Source organism: Chitinophaga flava (assembly GCF_003308995.1).
Taxonomy (GTDB): domain Bacteria; phylum Bacteroidota; class Bacteroidia; order Chitinophagales; family Chitinophagaceae; genus Chitinophaga; species Chitinophaga flava.
In genome coordinates this window covers 2,434,191-2,453,366 of record NZ_QFFJ01000001.1, presented here as the reverse complement: position 1 = coordinate 2,453,366, position 19,176 = coordinate 2,434,191, and the positions used below count along the sequence as shown (strand labels likewise).

The 19,176-nt window shown below is 47.5% G+C and carries 13 protein-coding genes; 10 read left to right on the top strand and 3 right to left on the bottom strand.

Annotated elements, in window-relative coordinates:
- Positions 1 to 487 precede the first annotated feature (487 nt).
- From DF182_RS09750 to eboC, 6 genes are all read left to right on the top strand, one after another.
- On the top strand, positions 488 to 3,721 hold the full coding sequence (locus DF182_RS09750; RefSeq protein ID WP_113615443.1) for a SusC/RagA family TonB-linked outer membrane protein: 3,234 nt from the start codon (positions 488 to 490) through the stop codon (positions 3,719 to 3,721).
- Between the two features lie 31 nt (positions 3,722 to 3,752).
- Positions 3,753 to 5,528 (top strand): RagB/SusD family nutrient uptake outer membrane protein, encoded by a 1,776-nt coding sequence (locus tag DF182_RS09745; RefSeq protein WP_113615442.1) that lies wholly within the window; start codon positions 3,753 to 3,755, stop codon positions 5,526 to 5,528.
- Between the two features lie 106 nt (positions 5,529 to 5,634).
- Entirely contained in the window at positions 5,635 to 7,152 is a 1,518-nt protein-coding gene (locus DF182_RS09740) for an FG-GAP repeat domain-containing protein (protein ID WP_113615441.1), read from the top strand.
- 397 nt (positions 7,153 to 7,549) lie between these two features.
- A complete protein-coding gene (locus DF182_RS09735) occupies positions 7,550 to 8,434 on the top strand; it encodes an EboA domain-containing protein (protein WP_245957398.1) in 885 nt (294 codons plus the stop codon).
- Positions 8,435 to 8,449: 15 nt separating this feature from the next.
- Complete coding sequence (locus tag DF182_RS09730) at positions 8,450 to 9,436, top strand: TatD family hydrolase (RefSeq protein WP_113615440.1); 987 nt, start codon at positions 8,450 to 8,452, stop codon at positions 9,434 to 9,436.
- A 54-nt stretch (positions 9,437 to 9,490) separates the two neighbouring features.
- A complete protein-coding gene (gene eboC, locus DF182_RS09725; RefSeq protein ID WP_245957397.1) occupies positions 9,491 to 10,411 on the top strand; it encodes a UbiA-like protein EboC in 921 nt (306 codons plus the stop codon).
- Positions 10,412 to 10,434: 23 nt separating this feature from the next.
- Here the strand turns inward: eboC and DF182_RS09720 are convergent, their stop codons facing one another.
- Together DF182_RS09720 and DF182_RS09715 are read right to left on the bottom strand one after the other, a co-directional pair.
- Entirely contained in the window at positions 10,435 to 11,073 is a 639-nt protein-coding gene (locus DF182_RS09720; RefSeq protein WP_113615438.1) for a response regulator, read from the bottom strand.
- A gap of 21 nt (positions 11,074 to 11,094) precedes the next feature.
- Entirely contained in the window at positions 11,095 to 13,071 is a 1,977-nt protein-coding gene (locus DF182_RS09715; RefSeq protein ID WP_113615437.1) for an ATP-binding protein, read from the bottom strand.
- 620 nt (positions 13,072 to 13,691) lie between these two features.
- Here DF182_RS09715 and DF182_RS09705 point away from each other — a divergent pair.
- The 4 genes from DF182_RS09705 (at position 13,692) to DF182_RS09690 (ending at position 18,313) form a co-directional block, all read left to right on the top strand.
- Positions 13,692 to 14,846 (top strand): 3-dehydroquinate synthase, encoded by a 1,155-nt coding sequence (locus DF182_RS09705; protein WP_113615435.1) that lies wholly within the window; start codon positions 13,692 to 13,694, stop codon positions 14,844 to 14,846.
- Entirely contained in the window at positions 14,846 to 16,072 is a 1,227-nt protein-coding gene (eboE, locus tag DF182_RS09700; RefSeq protein WP_113615434.1) for a metabolite traffic protein EboE, read from the top strand. The genes DF182_RS09705 and eboE overlap by 1 nt, the downstream gene beginning before the upstream one ends.
- A 96-nt stretch (positions 16,073 to 16,168) precedes the next feature.
- On the top strand, positions 16,169 to 17,536 hold the full coding sequence (locus DF182_RS09695; protein WP_113615433.1) for an alkaline phosphatase family protein: 1,368 nt from the start codon (positions 16,169 to 16,171) through the stop codon (positions 17,534 to 17,536).
- Between the two features lie 417 nt (positions 17,537 to 17,953).
- Positions 17,954 to 18,313 (top strand): MmcQ/YjbR family DNA-binding protein, encoded by a 360-nt coding sequence (locus tag DF182_RS09690; protein WP_113615432.1) that lies wholly within the window; start codon positions 17,954 to 17,956, stop codon positions 18,311 to 18,313.
- A gap of 4 nt (positions 18,314 to 18,317) precedes the next feature.
- On the opposite strand, the gene DF182_RS09685 is transcribed toward DF182_RS09690, so the two are convergent.
- Positions 18,318 to 19,103, bottom strand: a complete 786-nt coding sequence (locus DF182_RS09685; RefSeq protein ID WP_113615431.1) for a sulfite exporter TauE/SafE family protein — start codon at positions 19,101 to 19,103, stop codon at positions 18,318 to 18,320.
- Between the last annotated feature and the right edge of the window lie 73 nt (positions 19,104 to 19,176).

The window sequence follows — 19,176 nt, the reverse complement described above, 5'->3', positions numbered from 1 at the left end:
TTTATTTAGAGAAATGTTAAAAAAACACTTGACTGGGCTAATTTATTGTTATATATTCGGCTTATTGTAATAAAAATTCCACGTGAGAACCAAAATCTGAAGTCAGAAAGCATTGTACTAAACTGAACCGTTTCTCACTAGATCATTATCAAAAAAAAGATTATCGATTTCGGACAAAAAAAAGTGCATTAAAAAAATGTATTGAACAACCCGGTGTAAACATGTCCGCATCCATGTCTTGCATCCTTTAACGAATTGGTTTTAATTGTTGATCAGACAGTTATTGTTTGTGTCGCTACTGTATTGCATCCTACGGTGGTGATGGAGAAATAATGTCTTTTCATACTGCCCCTATATGTCCTGCCGCCACCTATGCCGGCAGAAACGGGATTGTTATGCAAAGAACTGTCTGCAGGCAAGAGAACATACAAGACAGGTACTCTATTTTTTAACCGATTTTTTTAAAACGTTACCCTTAAACCACGTTATGAAAAAACATTTCTACCAAAGACTTGCCGTACTACTATGCGGCATACTGCTACTATTGTGTGGTAGTAACGTAGTCGCACAAACGAAATATACGGGAAAGGTGTCTGATAAGGCATCCGGCAATCCGCTACCCGGTGTTTCTGTATCTGTGAAAGGTACCAACAGGGGCACCGCTACAGATCCTTCAGGTAATTTCAACATTCAGGCTAAATCAGGAGAAACATTGATCTTCTCCTTCGTAGGCTATGATCCCCAGGAAGCGGTGATCGGCGCTGGCCCTATCAGTATCCTGCTTGCGGAAAAAGTAGGTTCCCTCGAAGAAGTAGTCGTGACTGGTTATGCCAGCCAGAAGAAAAAAGATCTGACTGGCGCCATCTCCGTTGTAAAAGTGGAAAATCTCACCAAACAACCTACTTCCCAGATCGCCAACCAGCTGCAGGGACAGGTGTCGGGTATTACCATCGTTGGCACCGGCCAGCCTGGCCAGGAGCCGCAGGTATCAGTACGCGGTAAAAATACCTTTGGTAACAACACTCCCCTGTATATCGTAGATGGAGTACCTATCTCCAACCTCGCTGATGTAAACCCCAATGATGTGCAAACCATGCAGGTGCTGAAAGATGCCGGCGCCGCCTCTATCTATGGTGCACGTGCAGCCAATGGCGTTATCATCATCACCACCAAAAGAGGTACCGGTAAAGTAAAAGTACAATACGACGGATACTATGGCGTACAAAAGCCACAAGGCGGCAACCCTTTCAATATCCTGAATCCACAGGAACAGGCCGACCTGAAATGGATGGCCATCAGAAACAGTAGCAAAAACCCTGTATTTGATGATGATCTGTATGGAAAAGGTGATAAACCGGTACTGCCGGATTATATCTTTCCGGTAGGCGCCAAAGAAGGTGATCCCCGCGTAGATCCTTCCAAATATTATGTGAACCCCGAATATAAAAGGCAGAGTGACTTCGCCTCTTTTTATCGTATCAACAAAGCCAATAAACAAGGTACCGACTGGTACCACGAAATATTCAAACCAGCTCCCATCACCAGCCATAACATCTCTGTTGCAGGTGGTGGAGATATCGGCAGCTACTTCTTTTCCCTGTATTATTTTAATCAGCAAGGCACGCTTACCAATACCTATAACAAACGTTATGCTGTAAGAGCCAATAGCAGCTTCAATATCACAGATCATATCCGGGTAGGTGAAAATATGGAATACTCCATTATCAGTAACCCCAGAATAGGCATCCTCACAGAAGGAAGTGGCGTTGGCATGTCCTTCAGGATTCCCAGTATCATTCCTGTATACGATATCAAAGGAAATTATGCGGGTACCTATAGTGGCGCGCTGGGCAACTCCCGCAACCCGGTGGCTATACAGGACCGTTTCGGCAGTACCAAAGCACTGGGCAGCAGATTACTCGGTAACGTATACGGCGAAGCAGACCTCATCAAAGGGCTTACTTTCCGTACTTCCTTCGGTGGTGAAATTTATTCTACATCCAACCGTAACTTCACTTATCCGGAATACGAAAACAAGGAAAATAACAGTGTCAATTCCTATACAGAATCTGCTGGTAGTGGCTTCGACTGGACCTGGACCAATACCCTCAGCTATCACAAAAATTTCAACCGCGCACATGATATCAAAGTGATGGTCGGCACAGAAGCTTTTGAACAGGAAGATCGCATGATGACGGGTACTACCACGGATTATTTTTCCTTCAATCCTGATTTTGCCAATCTTACTACGGGCTTCGGAACACCGGTGAATGGCAGCGGATATGGCTCCAATAGCCTGTTTTCCCTGTTTGCCAGAGTAGACTACGCTTTTCGCGATAAATACCTGATCGGCGCTCTGGTCCGCCGTGATGGCTCTTCTCGTTTTGGTGCCAACAACCGCTATGGTAACTTCCCTGCTGTAAGCGCCGCCTGGCGTATATCACAGGAAGAGTTCATGAAAAGCATTGCCTGGATCTCCGACCTGAAACTCCGCGGTGGTTACGGTATCATGGGTAACCAGATCAACGTGAACCCCAGCAACGTTTTCACCATGTTCACCTTTAACAAGTCTACTTCCTTCTATGATATGAACGGGACTTCCAATTCCCTGGCTACCGGCTTTATGCAGGGCCAGATCGGAAACCCCAATGCGAAGTGGGAAAGCAACGTCAATTCCAACATTGGTATAGACGCAACCTTGTTTAAAGGAGCACTCGAATTCACTGTGGACTATTACAGTAAACTGATCAGAGACCTGCTCTTTAATCCGGAACTCCCTGGTGTATATGGTGCTGCCGCACCACCATTTGCCAACGTGGCAGAAATGAAAAACACCGGTGTTGATTTCTCCGCTACCGGTAATATCAATCTGGCACCTAAGCTGAAACTCACGCTCACCGGTACCTTAACAACATATAAAAACAAAATCCTGAAAATATCTGAATCAGCTCCTTACTTCGAAAGAGATACACGCCGTTATGGTGTAGCGATCATCCGCAACGCAGTAGGCAGAAGTATCAGTGAGTTCTTCGGATATCAGATCGAAAAATTCTGGGACAGCGATAAAGAGGTAAGCGATGCCAATGCCGCTGCTGCCGCTAAATATCCAGGTCTTGCAGAATACCAGCAGGCCGCTGCTCCCGGTCGTTTCCGCTACAAAGATGTAAACGGTGACGGTAAGATAGATGCACAGGACCGCACTTATCTGGGCAGCCCCAATCCTGATTTCACTTATGGCCTCAATATCGGACTCACTTACAAAAACTGGGACTTCTCCATGTTCCTCTATGGTGTACATGGCAACAAAATCTGGAACCAGGTAAGATGGTGGACCGATATCTACGGTTCTTTCGATGGTGCAAAAAGCAAGACAGCCCTGTATGATTCCTGGTTGCCTACCCGCACCAATGCCAAAGCGCCTATTCAGGAGCTGAAACCCAACTTCAGCACTTCCGATCCTCCAACTTCATACTATGTAGAAAACGGAGCTTATCTGCGTGCTAAAAACATAATGCTGGGATATACTTTCCCTTCCTATATGCTGAAGAGAATAGGAGTTGATAAATTCAGAATATATGCACAGGCTGCCAATGTGTTTACCATTACCAAGTATACAGGGCTTGATCCTGAAATTACGGGTAATACAGACTCTTTTGGTATCGATGAAGGTGCTTATCCTAACCAGCGCCAGTACCTGGTGGGTGTTACCCTGAATTTCTGATCTGATAGTTTGAACTGTTAAACCGAGAAAAATGAAAATATTACGATATACAAGTGCAATATTGCTCGCGGGGACGCTCCTGAACAGCGGATGCTCCAAAGGCTTTCTGGACAAGCCGGCATATGGTGGTTTGTCTAATGAGATCGTGGCTAATAAGGATGGGGTCAACTACCTCCTGGTGGGCGCCTATGCAGCACTCGACGGACAGGGAAACCCTACCGGCGCGCTGGGTGGTGGTGGCAATGGCTGGGAGGCTTCGCCTACCAACTGGATCTATGGCAGCGTGGTAGGTGGCGATGCTCACAAAGGCAGTGAGGGTACCGACCAGACACCGATCAATGAAATTGCCATCAGCCAGCCCAATGTCAGCAACTCTTTCTTTAACACCAAATGGAAAGCGGTATTTGAAGGCGTGGCCCGCTGTAATAATACCCTGAAACTGATGGCACAGGCTAAAGATATGTCTGATGCAGAAAGAACACAGGTACAGGCAGAAGCCCGCTTCCTCAGAGGGCATTATTATTTTGAGCTGAGAAAGATGTTCAAAAAAGTGCCCTACGTCACAGAAGCTACCGCCGACCCGCTGGTATCTAATGATGCAGAAATATGGCCTAATATCGAAGCAGATTTTAAGTATGCGATGGACAATCTGCCTCCAACGCAGCCTCAGGTGGCCCGTGCCAACAAATGGGCGGCAAAGGTTTATCTGGCCAAAACCTATCTCTATCAGAAAAAATATCCGGAAGCACTGCAGCTGTTTAATGATGCCATTACCAACGGTGTTACCTCCAATGGCCTGCCTTACGCACTGACAGCCAATTTTGAAGATAACTTCGATGCTTCCAAAAAGAATAATTCGGAGTCCGTATTCGCTATTCAGATGTCGGCAAACGATGGTACCAACAACATCGCCAACGCCAATATGGGCGATATGCTCAACTTCCCCGGCAATTTTAAATGCTGTGGTTTCTATCAGCCCTCCTTTGATCTTGTCAACTCCTATCGGGTAGATGGAAGCGGGTTACCTTACCTGGACGATTATAACCAGCATCCGATAAAATCAGACATGGGTATCCGGTCTGCGGATTCGTTCTCCCCGGATACAGACCCGATAGATCCGCGTCTTGACTGGACGGTAGGCCGCCGTGGTCTTCCATACCACGACTGGGGATACTTTGCCGGTTCCGACTGGATTCGTGATCACTCACAACGATATGCAGGTCCTTATGCCACTAAAAAAATGGTGTACTGGAACTATAACCAGGACAAATATCTGGATGACCACTCCTGGGCTCCGGGCACAGCTATCAATGTACTGCTGATCCGCTTCGCAGATGTGTTGCTGATGACAGCAGAATGTGCAGCAGAAACCGGCGACCTGGGAAGGGCCAAGGATCTGGTGAATCAGGTGCGTCACAGAATGATCGATCATCCGGAAAACTGGGTACATGATTACAAAGATCCCGCTAAACCTATTCTCGGATTTGATCCCGCTAAACCTATCTCCAATTATAGCATCGGAGAATATCCGGCTTTCCCCAACGTCGATTTTGCCCGCAAGGCAATCCGCTTTGAGCGTAAACTCGAACTGGCGATGGAAGGACACCGTTTCTTCGACTTATCCAGATGGGGCATTGCCGATCAGGTGCTGAATGCTTATTTCGCCTTTGAAGGTCAGATTACTCAGGATGTTCAGGGCGGACACTTTACCAAGGGTAAAAACGAATACTTCCCCATTCCGCAACGTCAGATTGACCTGACGCTGAAAGACGGAAAACCGGTGTTAAAACAAAATGACAACTTCTAGTAAGTTGTTCACTTGATAGAGAGGAGCAAAAACGAAAGCGGTATCATCATTCTCCGCTAGCGTCTTTGCTCCTTTCTCATTATATTAGGATACCAAAATCTAATCCATGAAAGCATTTGTCCTTGCCACACTTTTTATTATCCTCTCAGGTATTATGATCATCAGCAGTTGTTTTACACCGTCAGCAAAAGAGCAGGGAAAAATGCTGGCCGACAAATATTGTACGGGTTGCCACCTGGTGGTAGATCCGGCCATGCTGGACAAGGAAACCTGGACCAAACACGTGCTGCCCGCTATGGCGCCCAAATTGGGGATTAGAGTATGGGCCGGTGATCAGTACTATCCGGCTAGTCCGGGTGAACAACAGGGCCCCATATCTTTTAAGGAATGGACAGCGCTGGTGGCATATTTTGGGCAGAACGCCCCTGCACAGCTTACACCAGCCAAACCGCCGGTGCCGCTGCAGCACGACTGGTTTGGCTTTGCGCCCCAATACCCCGTTGGAGTGGACTCTCCCAATGTTGCGGGTACCACGATGGTTTCCTTTGATCCTGCAGGGCACCGCATTTTTACCAGCGATACCTATACGAGTACCCTTGATGCCTGGGATGGTTCCCTGCGTAAAACAGGGTCCTGGCGCTTGCCTTCCCCTGTGGTGGACATCTTATATACCACCGATAGCGGAAAGTCATCACCTGCAATCATCACTCAAATCGGAAATATGAAAGCCCTGGATGCACCGGCTGGTATTGTAAGCAGCCTCAACATCCATGATCCGCAGAGCAAACAAACAGATCTGATGCCTTTTCTGAAACGGCCGGTGCAAACAGTGCAGGCAGATTTTGACAAGGACAACCTAACTGACTTGTTGGTATGTGCATTTGGGCATAATCAGGGAGGACTGTACTGGCTGAAACAGTTGCCAGATCACAGATACGAGCAGAAGACCATCACAGAAGTGCCTGGTGCTATTCATGCAGAAGTTGGAGATTTTAATGGAGATGGATGGCTCGATGCAATGGTACTTTTTGCTGCTGCCGATGAAGGCATATGGTTGTTTGAGAACGACCGGAAAGGTGGATTTAAATCTGTTAACCTGCTGAGATTCCCGCCCCTCAACGGTTCTACCAGTTTTCAGCTGGTGGATTTTAACCAGGATGGAAAGCTTGATATATTATATACCTGCGGTGATAATGCAGATTTTTCGATGGTGCTTAAACCTTATCATGGTTTGTATGTCTATATCAACGAAGGAAAAAACAGGTACAGACAGGCCTGGTTTTATCCGGTGAATGGCTGTACAAAGGCTGTGGCAGCGGATTTTAATCTTGATGGTAAAATAGATATTGCAACAATTGCATTTTTTGCAGATATGAAAAACAATCCTGCAGAAAAATTTATTTTGTTCGAAGGAAAGGACCATCAGCTGAACTTCACGCCTCATGCGCCTCCTATAGAAAAGGAAGGGCGCTGGATATGTATGGATGTGAAGGATATGGATGGAGATGGAGACCTGGATATAGTACTAGGAAACTATGGGCGTGGATTTAATATACTGGATGGTTATAAGCCTAACTGGAAGGAGTATCAACCGTTTATGGTGCTTGAGAACAAACAGAAATAAAAAACACTAACGATAAAATCGTTTGTTTATTTGGAGAAGAAGTAGAATAATATGTATATTGCCGATAATTATTCTGCGAGCAGGTACACATGTCGGGTCACACACATTCAGAGAAATAATGCATTCTATTGTTCCTGAAGGAATGTACTTTTGTTCTTTTAATTCAGCCATTATCACCCAAAGATATTTTCAGGGCGCTTTCCGCTGAGGCGCAATGATAGAAAGATATCCTGATGCATAATCAGGTTTTAGAATGGCGGAAGGAGAGGCAGCAATGCCTCTCTTTTATTTTTATTACCACCTATCAAATATTAGCCTCCTTAATCAGAAAATATGGTCAATCCTGTTTACTTTTAATCAGAAAATAAGCATTCTCATTTTTTAAATAGGATTTTCAGTGGCGGAATATGTATACGACCAGCAGAAAATGAGCAACGGGCTTGAAGCCATTATTGCCAGCAATAGCAGTAACACAGCCAGGGAGTGGTTGCAGCAGCGTCTGCAGAAAGCCGCATCCATACCGCAGTTTAACCAAACCTTTACCGCTATTCCCAGATTCACCGGAAAAAATATTATTTCCGTAACATCCGAACAGGCAGCTGTGTTACAACAGGACGTGCCGGGATTTTTCGTACATGGATGGACGTTAGACAGGCTGGTAAGAGTCTGGTGGTTGCTGCAGCTGAACATCAGTACTAAAACGATTTATATTGATACGGTAGAACAGCTCTTCAACGCCGCCGAAATGAACGAGCTGGCAGCATTATACAGCGCACTCCCGCTGCTGGCGTTTCCGGAAGCGTGGAAACTCCGCACAGCAGAAGGCATCCGCTCCAACATCGGGATAGTGCAGGAAGCTATCATGTTGCATAATCCTTATCCGGCAAAATACCTGGATGAACCCGCCTGGAATCAGCTTGTCATGAAGGCTATCTTCACAGATAAACCGCTGCACCGTATCTCCGGCCTGGATGAACGCCGCAACATTGCACTGGCAGCTATTCTAACCGACTTCGCCCACGAAAGATGGGCCGCCGGCAGAAAAGTTGATCCTATGCAATGGCGACTGCTCACGCCTTTTATCAACAACGAAAATCTGCCAGATATCACCCGTGTATGGCATTCCGCTGATCAGACAGAAAAAGCCGCCGCCGCACTGGTATGTGCCGGTTCTGATTATCTGCCTGCTCAGCAGCTGCTGGCCTCCAATTTGACCCTGGCAACCGAAATACAGGATGGCGCCCTCACCTGGGACGTCATCGCCACAAAATTATCCCAGTAACTAAACCTGAAAATTATGTGTGGTATCCACGAACTCACTGAAAAAGATCTGCAACCGCTTTCCTATACACCGGCTTATCTGGATAAAATCAAAGGCATGCGTTTCTTCGATCCGCATGTGCATATGACATCCCGTACTACCGACGACTATCAGGCTATGGCTGATGCCGGCATCGTAGCACTCATCGAACCCGCCTTCTGGCTCGGTCAGCCACGCACCGGCGTTGATACCTTCCGCGATTATTTCAACAGCCTCCTCGGCTGGGAACGTTTCCGCGCGTCTCAGTTCGGTATCAAACACTACTGCACTATCGGCCTTAATTCAAAAGAAGCCAACAACGAAAAACTGGCGGAAGCCGTCATGGAAATACTGCCACAGTTTATCTACAAAGAAGGAGTGGTGGGTGTTGGTGAAATAGGCTTTGATGACCAGACAGCACTGGAAGAAAAATATTATCGTGCACAGCTGGAACTGGCTAAGGAAGCAGGTTTGCCCGTACAGATCCACACGCCTCACCGCGATAAGAAAAAAGGAACACAGCGCAGCATGGACATCGCCATCGAACATGGCCTGCCTCCTCATATGGTGATCGTAGATCATAACAACGAGGAAACGGTGAAGGAAGTGCTCGACCGCGGTTTCTGGGCAGCTTTCACCATCTATCCGTTTACTAAAATGGGTAATGAAAGAATGGTCGCTGTTGTGAAACAATACGGCAGCGAAAGGATTATGGTCAACTCAGCTGCCGATTGGGGTATCAGCGACCCTCTTGCGGTACCTAAAACAGCTGCTTTAATGCACGAAAGTGGTATTGACTTGAATGACATTCATTCGGTAACTTACATGAACGCTGTAAAAGCATTTGCGCAAAGCGGACAAATCAATGAATCGGATTTTGAGTTGGCCGGAAATATAGATCAAAGTGAAAGATTTAATGGAAGCACCGTTTTACGTGGAGGTCAGCAGCCCAGAATCAATAAAAATACGACCATCATCCGGTAAAGGCCTGGCAGTTTCGTTACTGCTGGCAATGAACCATGAAAACCTGTTTAATCGGTGAGTTATATTGTTAGCAAAGTAATTGGATACCTGCGCCTGATGCGCCCAGCCAATATTATTACGGCTATTGCCGATATTCTGGCAGGGGTTGCCATTTCCGGCTATTTTCTGAATGCAACCTTTTCCTCCCTGACACTGGATCAGACGCTCCCGGTGGTATGCCTGTGTCTGGCCACTGCCGGACTATATGGAGGCGGTGTTGTGTTCAATGATATTTTTGATACAGATCTGGATAAGATAGAGCGGCCCGAAAGGCCCATCCCCAGTGGTGTTATCACACGCATACAAGCGATTATCCTCGGCTGTTATCTGCTGTTGGTAGGAATACTGGCTGCCTTTTCAGTGGGCGGTTTCCACGGCATTGCAGGCTGGCTGGCCATCGCCACCGGCGCCTCAGCGCTGATATACGACAAATGGGGAAAACATCATAGTTTCCTCGGTCCTGTAAACATGGGACTTTGCCGTGGCCTCAACCTCCTGTTGGGTATCAGTATTGTGCCCGGCGCTGTGGAAACATGGTGGTGGATAGGCCTGGTACCGGTGTTGTATATCGCTGCTGTCACCAACATCAGCCGGGGAGAAGTATATGGCGGTACCAGCACCAGCACCCGCATCACGGCGGTTTGTTATGGTATCGTGCTACTCACCATCGGAGGGTTGGCAGCCTATAATCACCATCTCCTGAAAGCATTGCCTTTCCTGCTGCTCTTTGCCTGGATGATCATGAAACCTTTATACAAGGCATTTAAGGATCCTTCCGGGCCCAACATCGGAAAGGCAGTAAAGGCCGGCATTGTAGCACTGATAGTCATGAATGCCGCCTGGGTGGCGGCTTTTGATGCTATCGGTTATGCACTGTCAGTGTTGCTGTTATTGCCAATATCAATGGGACTGGGAAAAATTTTCGCCATTACATAAACTAATCAGTTCCTAACTCGTAATTAGTCTATCAGTCCTCTTTTGATGGCTTCCTTTACCAGTCCGGCTGTATTTTTTACAGCCAGTTTCTGCGTGAGGTTAAGTCGGTGCGTTTCTACTGTACGCAGGCTGATAGACAACATATCGGCGATCTGCTGATTGGAATATTCTTCTGCAATCAGCTTCAGTATTTCTTTTTCACGACGGGTAAGCGGAATGTCGTAGCCGGTGGATTTCTGCCCGGTGATCATTTCGTGTAACAGTTGCTGTTTGATGCTGGCATCAAGAAACTGCTCTCCGGCATATACCTGTTCTATGGCTGCTACCAGCATGTGCTGGTCGGTGTTTTTAAGCAGGTAGCCGCTGGCGCCGTTGCGTAGCATTTGCTTGATATAATGCGATTCCATGAAATTGGTGAGCGCAATGATTTTTATCTCCGGATAATTTTTCCGGACTAGTTTACACAATTCCAGTCCATCGATATCCGGCATTTGTATATCCAGTAGCAACACATCCGGCTGGCTGGCCGGTAACGCCCCCATCAGCGCGGTGGCGGCATTGCTTTCGTATACTATTTCTATGTGTGGATAGGGCGCCAGCATGGCTTTTAATCCATTAATGACCAGCAGGTGGTCGTCTGTGATGGCTAACTTAATCTTCATAAAAAATAATTGATATGGAAATCAGACTTCCATGAGTTGCATAATCGCGATATCAAATTCTATATAGGCGGTAGTACCATGTCCGTGGGATGCGTCTATTTCCATATTACCGTTTAATGCTTTTATCCTGGATTGCAGGCTGTTGAGGCCCATACCGGTTTGAAGGCCGGGGTGGGTCTGGAAGCCTATCCCGTTGTCTTCAACGGTGATGGTGAGCAACTGCCCGTGCCGGGTAAGCTGTACAAAGGCTTCTGTAGCCTGTGAATGTTTGATAATATTGTTGACCAGTTCCTGTACAATACGATAAACAGACAGTTCGAAATTGGCATTGAAACGTCCTATATCATCCGGTACATAACAGGAGATGGTCAGGTGCCGGGAATGGCTCACGTTGCGGCAATAAAAACGGACCGCTTCCGCCAGCCCCATTCCGGCCAGCAGCTCGGGCATCAGGTTGTGCGCGGTTTTACGTACTTCCCCTATGGCATCGTCCAGCATGCCCATCGCATGCAGGAAACCTTTGTCTGTTTGTAAGGCGGTACGGTCATGCTTTACAGCTGCAAAGTGCATTTTAACGGCAGACAACAATCCGCCTACGCCATCGTGCAGATCTTTCGACAAGCGGGTACGTTCTCTCTCTTCACCCTGTATCATCGCTTCCAGCACCTGTACTGTTTTTTCCACTTCCATGGTCTGTAATTGCTGTTGCTGCAGTTTGTGGCGGTGCTTCAGCCGTTGCCATACCAAAAAGGCGAATACCACCAGCAGGATTGCGGATATCAGGAAGAACAATAGCCACATATTTTTATGTTGCAGCTGGAGGTCCTTGCGGGTGAGCTGCAGTTGTTTTTCGGTGAGCTCACGGTCTTTTTTCTCAGACTGGTACTGCATTTCCAGTAATGCCACATTATTGCGGGCCGCATCACCCGTAAGGGAATCATTCAGCATTTCAAACTTCTCCCGCAGGAGAAATGCCTGCTTATAATCGCCCATGGTGGCTTTCAGATTGGAAGCTACCAGATAAGCCCAGCGCAGTTCATTGGTAGCATCGTATTCCTGAGCCATGGTAATGGCTTTTTCTACATAAGCGAATGCTTCGCTAAATCTGTTGAGGTTGAACAACTCCCGTCCGTAGCCCAGGTACACATAGGTGAGCAGCTCGGGTTTGGGGTATTTGTCCGATAGCTCCAGCGCCTGGGAGTATTGCTGGTAGGCTTTTTCCCGGTTCCCTTGTTCAAAGTAGAGATTGCCCAGATTGAGCTGTGCGTTGAGCACGTAGGCACTGTCTTCCAGCTCCCGGCCTGTGTTGATGGCCTGCCGGTAATATTGTTCCCCTTCCTCATAGCGGTGCAGCGACACCATACAGGTGCCCATCGTGATCAGGGCGGCAGAGGTACGTCGTTTGTTGCCTGCCGTAAGACCGTTGTGGTAAGCCTTTTCAGCATATCGGAAACCTTTGCGGAAGTCTTTCAGGATCACAAAAAGGGATGCCAGGTTGTTGTTCATCATCCCTGAAAAAAGGCTGTCCCGCATGGTATCGGCCAGTTTGAGCGCTTCCAGGTAACGACCGGCGGCGGCAGGGAGATTACCCAGCAAATGATGTTCATTGCCGCTGAAACTAAGGGCCCGCATCAGGTTCACCGTGTCTTTCAGGGCTGCGTATATACCGACGGCCTTGTCTACCATAAACAATGATTCCCGGTATTGTCCACGCATATCCTGGATATACATGTAATAACAGGCGAAATCCGCCACGCCCTTATCATAATGCAGCTGACGGCTGAGATGCAACGCTTCGTGGAAAATCTGGTCCGCCTTCTGTAAACTGTCCGGCAGATAACTCATAGCATAGGCAAACAGGGTACTTACCCGGCTGGTATCGGCCTTCTTGTATTGCAGTACCCGAAATAGGCTGTCTTGTGCTGCCGTGTTAAACGCCCGTGCTGAAAAGCAAAGTCCGGAGATCAAACAGGAAACAAAAAATAATCTTTTTAACATTGCTCAATAAGCTTCTTTTTCAATCAGATCAATATCTGGTGGTATGCCTGAAAATGAGTCTGGGAGAGAAAACACTATGTTCCCGGCCAGGCTTGATGCTTGTGACAATTTACGTAGTAATGCAACAAGAGAAGTACGAAAAACAGCCGTGTTACAGGGTTAACAACATGGGGACATTTACCGGATATTCATCTAAACAAACAATTAATCAATGACTTACAGATAGCAGTACAGTCCATCTGCAGCGGAAGATAAAGATCTTCAATTCCTGTTTAATACGCAACAGGTAATAGGACGAACGGGAAGGCTTGCCGGCTGTATTTTCGGTGGCAGATAATATAATGCCTGATAGATAAGGGCTTGCGGCAAAAAGTAACTACCAGGTAGAACTACGTAATTATTTAAATAATGGTTTGTACCGTGGAATAACCGTATAAAACCTGGTTTCTTTGCAAAGAGTAATGAACCATTTGTCAATTGCATACCGATAACAACAAACAGGTAGAACCCCAAAAAAGGCTCCGTGAACGGAGCCTTATTCTTTATAAAAATATCGCATTTTTATATGTACATTTAATGGCTATTGAATTTTTTTAGATTGATGTATGCGGAACTAAGCCATGGAGTATATTCAACAACAATTTGACGTTAACTTTTCTTTCGGGGTATTTTTTTCCAGACATTTATTTGATCCTGCCAATACCTGCTTGTCAGCTTTCCTGGAATCCAAAGCTAGTACCGCCTTTCAAAAGAAACTGCTGGTCATCCTCGACGGAGGTGTGGCGGCCAGCCATCCCGGTCTTGCGGAACAGATCAGCCGTTATCTGGGCCAGGTGCGAGGCTTTCAGCTGGCGCCTGAAATCATTACCATCGCCGGCGGGGAAAGTGTAAAGAATGACCTGCCCCTGCTTTTCTCACTGGTAGATGCCATCGACCGCTACGGGATAGACCGCCATTCCTATGTAATCGGCGTCGGCGGCGGTTCCCTGCTCGATCTGGTAGGGTTTGCAGCCGCTATCTCCCACCGTGGAGTAAAACATATCCGTATCCCTACTACCGTGCTGTCACAAAATGATTCCGGTGTAGGGGTGAAAAATGGTGTCAACTACAAAGGCAAGAAAAACTTCCTGGGTTCTTTTGCACCACCGGCGGCAGTATTTAATGACAGCACTTTCCTCACCACCCTGGATGGCCGCGACTGGCGCTCCGGCATGGTGGAAGCGGTAAAGGTAGCCCTCATCAGGGATGCTGCTTTCTTCGAATGGATGGAACAAAGAGCGGCGGCGCTTACCGCCGGTGATATGCCTGGTATGGAAGAGCTGATCTATCGCTGCGCAGACCTGCATATGGCGCATATTGGCGGTGGCGGCGATCCCTTCGAAAGCGGCTCCGCCCGTCCACTCGACTTCGGGCACTGGAGTGCACATAAACTGGAACAACTGACTAACTTCGCTTTGCGCCATGGAGAAGCCGTATCCATCGGTATCGCAATCGACAGCGTGTATTCCTGCCTGTTAGGTTGGATCAGTGAATCGGATATGCACCGTATCGTCAGCGTTCTCAAACAGATGCAGCTGCCGGTATGGCATCCGCTTCTGGAAAAGCAGGATGGCAAACCATCTCCCGTGATCGCAGGACTGGAAGAATTCCGCGAACACCTGGGTGGCCAGCTGACCATCTCCCTGCTGAAAGCCATCGGTAAAGGCGCAGAAGTGCATCACATTGACCTGGACCTGCTGTACAAAGCAGCAGACATCTGCAAAAATTTACAGTAATGCAAACAGCATACGGACACCTGACTTATTGCACTAATATACATCCTGGTGAAAAATGGGAAGACCATTTCGCCCAACTCAAAAAATATATTCCTCAAGTCAAACAACAGGTAGCTCCCGGCCAGCCCTTTGGTATAGGGCTGCGGCTGGCCAATACGGCCAGCCTGGAACTAGCCAAAGAGGAAAACCTGAACGCCTTTAAAGCCTGGCTGCAACAGGAAAACTGTTACGTATTTACGATGAACGGTTTCCCCTACGGTGGCTTTCATGATGTAGTGGTGAAAGATCAGGTACATGCACCCGATTGGACACAGGCCGACCGTGTAGCCTACATCATCAGGCTGTTTCGCCTGCTGGCAGCCCTTTTACCGGAAGGAATGGAAGGCGGCATCTCTACCTCTCCGCTCTCTTATAAGTTCTGGTGCAACCGCTGTGAGGAAGAAAAAAACGCTTTCACCGAAAGTGCCACACTGAATATGTTGCTCGTGGTGGAACAGCTGGCCCGTATCCACCATGGCGGCGGACCCCTCATGCACCTCGATGTGGAACCGGAGCCCGACGGACTGTTGGAGAACACCCGGGAGTATATCAACTGGTATACAACATCGCTGTTGCCCGCTGGTATCTGCTTTATTAAAGACAAACTGGGTGTCGATGAAGAGGAGGCTGCTGATATTATCAAAAGACATGTGCAGCTCTGTTATGATGTTTGCCATTTTGCACTGGAATATGAAGAACCGGAACAGGTGCTGAAGCAGCTGCAGACTCATGGTCTCCGTGTAGGCAAAATACAGATCAGTGCTGCCCTGAAAGCAGACCTGCCAACGGAAACGGATCAACGTAATGCCGTTATCAACGCTTTTCGTCAGTTCAATGAACAGGTGTACCTGCATCAGGTGATCGGCAAAAAAAAGGATGGCAGTCTGATACATTACCCGGATCTGCCGCAGGCACTGGAAGATGCCGCCAACACGGCTGTTGCCGAGTGGCGCTCCCACTTTCATGTGCCTATCTTTATCGATCGTTTTGAAGTGTTGCAATCCACCCGCGAAGAGATTGTCAGGGTGCTGGCATTACAGCGGCAACAACCATTTACCGCCCATTTGGAAGTAGAAACCTATACCTGGGATGTACTGCCATCGGGGCTTAAGGAAGAAATGGCGGTGTCTGTGTCAAGGGAACTGAACTGGGTCAAACACGAATTACAAATTACGAATTACGAATGAGATGTATCATTTCATTCATCATTCGTAATTCGTAATTTGTAATTCGTATTTGAATTATATAGCTTTATATCGGAAAATGAAACGTTGATCATATCTATGAGAAAGACAGTTGTATTGGATGTTGTTGGGCTATCCGCCTCTTTGCTGGAGCATATGCCATTTCTGAAAGGTTATGCGCAGCAGCGGCATATGGCAACCGTATCACCGATGTTACCGGCAGTAACCACTGCGGTACAAAGCACCTATCTTACAGGCGAATGGCCAAGTGAACACGGTATTGTAGGTAACGGCTGGTATGACCGTACCGATTGCGAAATCAAATTCTGGAAACAATCCAACAAACTGGTGGAAGGCCCGAAAATCTGGGATAAGGCTAAGCACCTGGATCCTTCCTTTACTTGTGCTCAGATGTGCTGGTGGTACAATATGTACGCCAACGTGGACTACTCCCTGACACCCCGTCCCAATTATCTTTCAGACGGCCGCAAAATACCGGACTGTTATACAACACCCGATACACTGCGGGATTATCTTACCCAGGAACTGGGACCATTCCCGCTGTTCAATTACTGGGGCCCTACTGCCAATATCAAATCGTCGCAGTGGATTGCAGACGCTTCGATATTGACAGACAAACGATACGATCCTACTTTAACACTGATATACCTCCCGCACCTCGATTACTGTCTGCAGAAATTCGGGCAGGATCCCGCTGGTATTGCCAAAGAGCTGAAGGAAATTGATGCTGTATGCCAGCAGTTGATTACCTACTATCAGCAGAAAGGCTGCGACCCGATCGTATTGTCTGAATACGGTATCACCAATGTCAATAATCCGGTACATATCAACCGTGTCCTGCGTGAGGAAGGCCTGCTGGCTATACGTGTGGAGAGAGGCCTTGAGCTGCTCGATCCCGGTGCGTCCAAAGTATTTGCAGTATCTGACCACCAGCTGGCGCATATCTATTTCAACGATCCATCCTGCTTCAGAAGAGTAAGGGAGCTGTTGGAAAAAGTACCCGGTGTACAAATGGTGCTCGACCGGGAAGGCAAAAGAGAACACCACCTGAATCATGAACGCAGCGGCGATCTGGTACTGGTAGCCGATGCCAACAGCTGGTTTACCTACTACTACTGGTTGGACGATAACAAAGCACCCGATTTTGCGCGCATTGTGGATATCCATCGCAAACCGGGATATGATCCGGTGGAAATGTTTATGAATCCTGCAGATCCACTGATCAAACTGAAAGCTGCAGCCAAACTGCTGAAGAAAAAACTGGGCTTCCGTTACCTCATGAATGTAATCCCGCTGGATGCTACGCTCATCAAGGGTTCACACGGCCGTCTGGAAGAAAACCCTGCCAATCATGCAGTGGTGATCAGCAAAACGTCACTGGCGCAAAAGCAGTTGCAGGCCATCGACGTATACGACGTGATATGGAATCAGCTGACGGGTGAATAAACCGTCTCCCATGTATAAATTGGTTTGCGCCCTCATCGGCTTGTTGCTGCTCTCCGAAAGGCTGGCAGCACAGGAGATTGTTTTTCCTGGAATCGTATAACCGTGACCGGATTCATACCACCAGGGCCGGTATGCTGGTATTGGGGGCAGATAATCTCCATGGGCACAGCTCGCTGATTTGGTGTCCTGCCAGCATTTTTTACAGATATTAAAATCAGGTTAATTCATCGTTATTGAGCGGTTTCAGGCTGTTTTTTTCTCCGCTTAATTCGTTATTTTTATAAAGCAGTTTCAATTACTATTTACAGCAAACGCATATTCCACATATGTAGCATATTTCAATATGTTTGTTTGTGGTAGATTTTGAGGTAACCCGTTCAAAGACGGTAATGTAAACGATGTTTTAAACTTGCTGCTATGTTTGACAATACCCTTGATTTTTGCCGGTCTTTACCGGCTGTGACCACAGAAAAGAAGTGGGATAATGAACTGCGTTTTTTTGTGGGGGAGAAATTATTCTGCATGCTCTCTCTTGACCCGCCCCATCGTGTATCCTTCAAATGTACGCCCAGTCAGTATCATCAGCTGATAGCCAAACCGGGTATTGTGCCGGCACCGCATCTCGCGCGTTATCATTGGGTACAGGTGAAGCAGGAAGATCTGATGCCTTCAGTAGAACTGGAGCATTTCCTGCACAATGCCTACGACCTGATCCTTGAAAGCCTGCCTCCCTACGAGCAGGAGGCAATTCAGAAACAGCGGAGAGTGGACGCCTGAATCACTAAACCCACAGCGTATATACAATATCGTACAATCCGAAAAGCACTAGTGTTAGCGCGAAGATTTTTTCCAGCAGGGGTGTTTTCATTTTTACTGCCGTTTTAGCGCCGAGGTAAGAAGCCGGGAAAGCTGTTAAAGACAACAGCAGCGCGATGTTCCAGTCAATATGCCCGAGGCACCAGTGTGTAATGGCACCCGGCACCGACAATATCGCTGAAAGCATCACCGCGCAGGCAAGTGCCTGTTTGATGGGCATCTTCAGACGCCTGATAAAAAAGGTGCTGAACAGGATACCGCCTGCATTGGCCAGCAGGCCTGCCAAAAAACCGATACACAAAGCAGCGCCCATTACCTGGGAGGCCTTTATATCATTACTGTTCAGCGGTGTTTCCACAGAAGTGCCTTTGTTGCGCAGATAGGAATACAGCAAAGAAGAGCCTAAAGACATAATAAACAAAGCAGTCAGTATCATCAATGTTTTTCCCTGCAGAAAACTGCTCATCCAGGAACCCGCGATAGTGGCGGGCACGCCAAATAAAGCCCCCAGTAATACCACTCTTTTATTAAACAGCTTTTCTTTGGTATATACCGCTGTGGCAGAGAGTGTGCTGGAAATAGATGCCGGCAGTGGAGATGCCAGTGCAAAAAAAGGATTGACGCCTGCAAAAATCTGCAGCGCAGGGGTACTGATAGCACTGCCGCCTTTGCCCAGCAGGCCCGATAAATAGCCGACAACTATACCTATCACCAGTATTGACAGGTAGTTGGATTGTTGTAAATATTCCATTCATTCATCCCTCCGGGAAACGTGCAACTAATGGTTGGTGTGGTTGGTTTATCTCAATTACAGGTAGTCCAAA

What these genes read in the sequence shown, in the direction of transcription:
- DF182_RS09730 (WP_113615440.1), top strand. Translation starts at nt 8,450, where the DNA reads ATGTGTGGTATCCACGAACTCACTGAAAAAGATCTGCAACCGCTTTCC.
- DF182_RS09705 (WP_113615435.1), top strand. Translation starts at nt 13,692, where the DNA reads ATGGAGTATATTCAACAACAATTTGACGTTAACTTTTCTTTCGGGGTA.
- DF182_RS09750 (WP_113615443.1), top strand. Translation starts at nt 488, where the DNA reads ATGAAAAAACATTTCTACCAAAGACTTGCCGTACTACTATGCGGCATA.
- DF182_RS09720 (WP_113615438.1), bottom strand. Translation starts at nt 11,073, where the DNA reads ATGAAGATTAAGTTAGCCATCACAGACGACCACCTGCTGGTCATTAAT.
- DF182_RS09685 (WP_113615431.1), bottom strand. Translation starts at nt 19,103, where the DNA reads ATGGAATATTTACAACAATCCAACTACCTGTCAATACTGGTGATAGGT.
- DF182_RS09715 (WP_113615437.1), bottom strand. Translation starts at nt 13,071, where the DNA reads ATGTTAAAAAGATTATTTTTTGTTTCCTGTTTGATCTCCGGACTTTGC.
- DF182_RS09740 (WP_113615441.1), top strand. Translation starts at nt 5,635, where the DNA reads ATGAAAGCATTTGTCCTTGCCACACTTTTTATTATCCTCTCAGGTATT.
- DF182_RS09695 (WP_113615433.1), top strand. Translation starts at nt 16,169, where the DNA reads ATGAGAAAGACAGTTGTATTGGATGTTGTTGGGCTATCCGCCTCTTTG.
- DF182_RS09745 (WP_113615442.1), top strand. Translation starts at nt 3,753, where the DNA reads ATGAAAATATTACGATATACAAGTGCAATATTGCTCGCGGGGACGCTC.
- eboE (WP_113615434.1), top strand. Translation starts at nt 14,846, where the DNA reads ATGCAAACAGCATACGGACACCTGACTTATTGCACTAATATACATCCT.
- DF182_RS09690 (WP_113615432.1), top strand. Translation starts at nt 17,954, where the DNA reads ATGTTTGACAATACCCTTGATTTTTGCCGGTCTTTACCGGCTGTGACC.